The sequence below is a fragment of the Mesorhizobium sp. M7A.F.Ca.ET.027.03.2.1 genome (assembly GCF_003999175.1).
Lineage (GTDB): Bacteria > Pseudomonadota > Alphaproteobacteria > Rhizobiales > Rhizobiaceae > Mesorhizobium.
This window is the reverse complement of record NZ_RZOM01000375.1, coordinates 1-5217: the sequence shown is the minus strand read 5'-3', so window position 1 is coordinate 5217 and position 5217 is coordinate 1. Positions and strand designations below refer to the sequence as shown.

5 protein-coding genes are annotated in these 5217 nt (G+C 63.3%); 1 reads left to right on the top strand and 4 read right to left on the bottom strand.

Annotated elements, in window-relative coordinates; all coding sequences use genetic code 11:
* Window positions 1–106: 106 nt before the first annotated feature.
* From EN750_RS17425 to EN750_RS17410, 4 genes are all read right to left on the bottom strand, one after another.
* The gene (locus tag EN750_RS17425; protein WP_127397149.1) at window positions 107–1600 is read right to left on the bottom strand and encodes a M81 family metallopeptidase; all 1494 of its coding nucleotides are present in this window, start codon (window positions 1598–1600) and stop codon (window positions 107–109) included.
* A 24-nt stretch (window positions 1601–1624) separates the two neighbouring features.
* Window positions 1625–2449, bottom strand: coding sequence for a carbohydrate ABC transporter permease (locus tag EN750_RS17420; RefSeq protein ID WP_013528984.1), 825 nt, complete (start codon window positions 2447–2449; stop codon window positions 1625–1627).
* Complete coding sequence (locus EN750_RS17415; protein ID WP_023811708.1) at window positions 2446–3315, bottom strand: sugar ABC transporter permease; 870 nt, start codon at window positions 3313–3315, stop codon at window positions 2446–2448. The genes EN750_RS17420 and EN750_RS17415 overlap by 4 nt, the downstream gene beginning before the upstream one ends.
* A 140-nt stretch (window positions 3316–3455) precedes the next feature.
* On the bottom strand, window positions 3456–4688 hold the full coding sequence (locus EN750_RS17410) for a sugar ABC transporter substrate-binding protein (RefSeq protein ID WP_127397148.1): 1233 nt from the start codon (window positions 4686–4688) through the stop codon (window positions 3456–3458).
* A gap of 179 nt (window positions 4689–4867) precedes the next feature.
* On the opposite strand from EN750_RS17410, the gene EN750_RS17405 reads away from it, so the two are divergent.
* On the top strand, window positions 4868–5217 hold a 350-nt coding region (locus EN750_RS17405), incomplete at its 3' end, for an SDR family NAD(P)-dependent oxidoreductase (protein WP_127397147.1).

Here is a 5217-nt window from a genome sequence, read left to right as displayed (position 1 = left end):
GCGGCCAGAGGGGGTCGGTTCGACCGGGCTCGGCCTGCTGCGGCAGAAGAAGGTTGGCGCATTATGTCAGGCGACCCCCTCTGTCGCCTTCAGCGACATCTCCCCCTCAAGGGGGGAGATTGCCAGCATCCTTCCAAGGATCCGTCACCCTTGGCCACACCGGCCGCGTCAGCTTGGTATAATTCGTCACCGCCGGATTGCTGGGATACGAGCTCGGCGCCGAGACATAGATGATCTCGGCGGCGATCGGCTCGAAGCCGGCGTAGAAATGGTTGGTCGACTTGATCAGCAGCATGTCCTTGGTCATCGGATCGACGCCGATGTTGGAAAAGATATCCGGCTCGAAGGTCTGTGTGCGGTTGGTGTTGAGAATGATGTCGACCTCGGTGCCTTCGAGGCGGACCAGCGCCGCCGGCCCGAGCGTCACCCGGCTTGGCCCAAAACTCTGCCAACCCTCCGCAACCGCCTTCAGCACGCGCACGCGCGCATCGATCGGCTCGCCGGCCTGCGGCCCGGCCTTGCCGCCGAAGCGCAGATCGATGACCGCGCCTTCGCCCGCCGCCAGGCAGAAGGTGACCGCGATCGGGTCCCAGATCGTCGCCACGGCGAACCTGTCCAGGCCACGCGCCAGCATCTGGCGCAGCACGAAGGTGCCGTCGCCGGGAACGCCGCCGCCGGGATTGTCCCAGATATCGGCGATGACCACCGGCTTGCCCGGATTCTTGCCGCGCACGGCCAGCGCCCGGTCGATGCCGTCGGTGGCGCCCAGCATCGTCATCGCCGTCTTTTCCCGCAGCGCATAGAGTTCCCGCCCCAGCCGTTCCGCCAGCGCGTCACCCTTGGCCTTGTCATCGTCGGTGACGACCAGGATGCGTGTGCCCATCTCGGCCACGTCGGCCGCCATGAAGCCATGGATGACGGAGACCGACAGCACGCCGTCCTTGCCGTGCAGCGCCTTGATGCGGTCGACGAAGGACCGCATCGGCTCGCGGCTGGTCGGCAGCACCTGGATCATGCGGCAATCGAAGGTCGAGATGACCGGCTTGATCTCACCGCGTGCCGCTGCCAGGCCAAGCTCGACGACGTGTTCGCCGCGCTCGTAGAAATCGGTGTGCGGAAATTCGAGGAAGTAGGCGAGGATGTCGGAGGCCGCCACGCGCTTCGGTGTCAGATGGCTGTGCGGATCGAGTTCCACGGCGATCACCACCTCCGGCCCGACAATTGCGCGAACCCGTTCGAGCAGGTCGCCTTCGCAATCGTCATAGCCTTGCGCCACCATGGCGCCATGCAGGCCGAGGATGACGGCATCGACCGGCAGCGCTGCCTTGAGTTGGCCAAGGATCTCGTCGCGCAGCGCCTCATAGGTCTGCCGTTGCACCAGGCCGCCCGGCTCCGCCCAGGTGGCGGTGCCCTCGATGACATCGAGGCCTTCGGCCGCTGCCCGCCGGCGCAGCGCCACCATCGGCGAGGAGCACAGCGTCGGCGTGTCCGGATGTTTGCCGGGCCCGGCATAGAAGGCCATCTCGAACGAGGCCCTATCGGTCGGCACCGGCGAGAAGGTGTTGGTTTCCGTCGCCAGCGAGGCGGTGAAAATGCGCATGAAAGCTCCGTCCGTGAATAGGCGTTATTTGACCGCCCCGAGCGCCAGCCCGCGAACGAGGTAGCGCTGCAGCCAGATGAACAGGATGGCCACCGGCAAGGTCGCCAGCAGCGTCGCGGCCATGACGTGGTGCCATTCGATGGTGTAGCGGCCGGCGACCAGCGAAAACACCTGGATCGGCAGCGTATAGCTTTCCTGGCTGCGCAGCATGGTGAGCGCCACGACGAATTCGTTCCAGGCATTGATGAAGGTGAAGATCGCGGTCACCGCGATCGCCGGCAGGCAGAGCGGCAGGAACACCTTGCGCAAGGTCAGCCAGCGGCCGGCGCCCTCCATCCAGGCGGCTTCCTCGAGATCGCGCGGAATGGTGTCGAAATAGCTCTGCAGCATCCACACCGTGAAGGCGACGTTGAAGGCCATGTAGATGAAGCCGAGCGCCGTCGTGCTCTCGACCAGGCCCCAGGCCGCCATCAGCCGGAACAGGCCAAGCACCAGCACGATCGGCGAGATCATCTGCGAAATCAGCAGGAACTGGCGCAAGGCGCCGTAGCCGGCAAAGCGGAAGCGCGACATCGCATAGGCCGCCGGAACCGAGATCAGGATGGCGCCGACCGTGGCGATCACAGACACGTAGAGCGAATTGAGCAACGCCTGGCCGAAGCCGGTCGCCACCCACATATCGGAAAAATTCGACCAGCGGAATTCGCTCGGCCACCAGGTCGGCGACAGCACTTCCTGCCTCGGCTTGACCGCGGTCAGGAACATCACCGCGAAGGGAAAGAGCGTCACCACGATCAGCGGCGCCAGCAGCAGCCAGGCGATGATGGAGCGTTTCAGCTTGCTCGTCATGTGCGTTGCTCCCGCATCGCCAGCCGCACATAGATCATGGTGAAGACCAGCAATATGGCGAACATCACCAGCGACACCGCCGATGCTTCGCCCAGCTTGCCGATGCGGAAGGCCAGCTTGTAGAGATGGGTGACCAGGATATCGGTCGAGTTGGCCGGGCCGCCCTGCGTCATCACCCAGATGATCGGGAAGGAATTGAAGACGTAGATGGTGTTGAGCACGATGGCGATGTTGATGAACGGTTTCAGGAGCGGAAAGGTGATTTCGCGGAACTGCTGCAGCGGCGTCGCCCCTTCGAGCGCCGCCGCCTCGTAGAGATCGTCCGGAATCGACGACAGCCCGCCGAGAAAGATCGTCGTCGTGAACGGCACCGTCACCAGGATACCGATCAGCACCTGCATCGGGAAAGCGGTCTCGGCGCTCGCCAGCCATTGGATGTTGTGATCGATGAGCCCGAGGCCGATCAGCGCCGAATTGAGCATGCCGCTTTCGCCGCTCAGCGCCCAGCGCCAGACCACCGCGGTCATGGTCAGCGATACCGCCCAGGGCAGCATGATGATGACGCGGGCGATGCCGCGGCCATAGAAATCGGTGTTGAGGATCATCGCCACCGGGATCGACAAGAGAAGCGCACCGCCGACCACCATCACCGTCCATTGGCCGGTGCGCCAGAGCGCGGCCGTGAAATCGGGATCGGCAGCGAGTGCCGCGAAATTGGCGAAGTCGTTGAAGTCGCGAAGCTGGCCGAAGCGGCTGACCTCATGCGTCGAGATCTGGATCAGGTCCCAGACCGGCCAGAAGATGACCACCGCCGCCAGAAACAGGCTGGGCAAGGTCAGGAGATAGGGCAAGAAACGATTTTGCATCTGCTGGCCTGCAACCTCGGCGCGCTGGATCAGAAGGTTCTGCTTATGCGAATTTCGGATCCGCCGCACCGGGCCGGGAACCTAGGTGTGGCGCGCCCCGCCTGAGTCTGGGGCGCGCCACGGGCGCAGGGAGATACGCCCTATTTCTTCAGCACGGTGTTGGCCTTGGCGGCCGCGTCCTTCAAGCCCGCCTCAGGGTCGCCGCCGAGATAGATCTTCTGCATGGCGTCCGACGTGATCTGGGCGACTTCTTCCCAGCCCGGAATGACCGGCGCGAAGCGGGCGTCGGGCAGCAGCGCGGTGAACGCTGCCAGATCGGCATTGTTGACGTAGTAGTCCATCTTGGCCTCTTCCTTGTTCACCGGCAGGAAGCCTTCGCCTTGCGTGAACTTGGCGCGCTGCTCCGTGGTGAACAGGAAATCGAGCAGCTTCCAGGCTTCGTCCTTGTTCTTGGAGTTCTTGAACATGATGATGGAATCGGTCACGCCATAGGTGCCGCGCGCGCCGGTCGGGCCGGCGGGGATGGCTGCCACGCCGTATTTCAGGTTCGGCGCCTCGTCCTTGATCTGGTTGGACAGGAAGGGTGCGGTGATCATCATGCCGACCTTGCCCTGCTTGAACAGGTTCTGCACGTCTTCGCGGTTGTTGGAGGTGACGCCGGGTTCGGTCAGGCCTTCGTCGATCATCGACTTGTAGAGCTTGGCGGCCTCAAGCGCACCTGGCGTGCTCAGGCCCGAAGTGCCGTCCTTGTTGAGGATCTCGGTGCCCTGCGACCACATCGCATAATAGTAATAGACGTCGGTCTCGATCTCCTTGCCCTGCAGGCCGAAGCCGAACGTGCCCGACCCCAGGGCCTTGATCTTGCGCGCATCTTCCTGCAGCTCGGTCCAGGTTGCCGGTGGCTTGGCGATGCCGGCTTTCTCGAACAGCTCCTTGTTGTAGTACATGGCGCGCGCCGAGGCCGCGATCGGCAGGCCGTAGGTCTTGCCGTCCATGATCGAGGGCGACAGGAAGGTGTCGATGAAGCGGTCCTTGAAGTCGGGCTTGATGTAGCCGTCGAGCGGCTCGGCGACATCCTGCTGGACGAAGTCGATCAGCCAGCGCGTGCCGATGATCGACAGATCGGCATTGGTGCCGGCGGTGATGTCGGTGGTCAGCTTCTGCAGCAGCACATCCCACGGCACCACTTCGAACTTGACGGTGATGCCGGGGTTCGCCGCCTCGAATTCCTTCTTGACGTCGGCGAAATAGGGAGCAGTCTTGGCGCTGTACTCGGCCACGGTGACCCGCACCTCGCCCGCATCCGCCTGCGCCGCAATTGCCAGCATGCTCATTCCGGCCATCAGGCCGACAGTCCATTTTGCAAGGCTCATTTGATCTCTCCCATTGGTGTTGCGCCTGCGCGCCTCTCCGTGCCGAAGCAGAAGATTTATGTGACTTTCCTACATTATCGATGATTTGAGGGCGCGCAAGCGGATTATTGTGTTGCTTAATTACATTTACAGGCCTAGGCCTTATGCGATCTGTCAGAACTCCCGGAGGATGACGCACGGTGGTTTCGCAATCCGAGTTCGAAGGCAGGGCCGAGTTCGAAGGCAGGGCCGAGTTCGAGGGCAAGACCGTCGTGGTGACGGGGGCCGGCGGCGGTCTCGGCACGGCCATCGTGGCGCTGATGGCGCAAAGAGGCGCCAGGGTCGTCGGTTGCGATCAGTCAAGCGAGGCGCTGAACAGTCCGCACCTTGCCTCCCGCCATGTCTTCGATCTTCTCGACAAGGCATCGATAGCGACGGCGATCGGCGCGATCCTCGACCGGGATGGTGTGCCCGACATTCTCATCAACAATGCCGGCTGGACGCGTGCCGAGACGATTTCGGCGCTCGATCCCGACAGAATAGAGCAGGA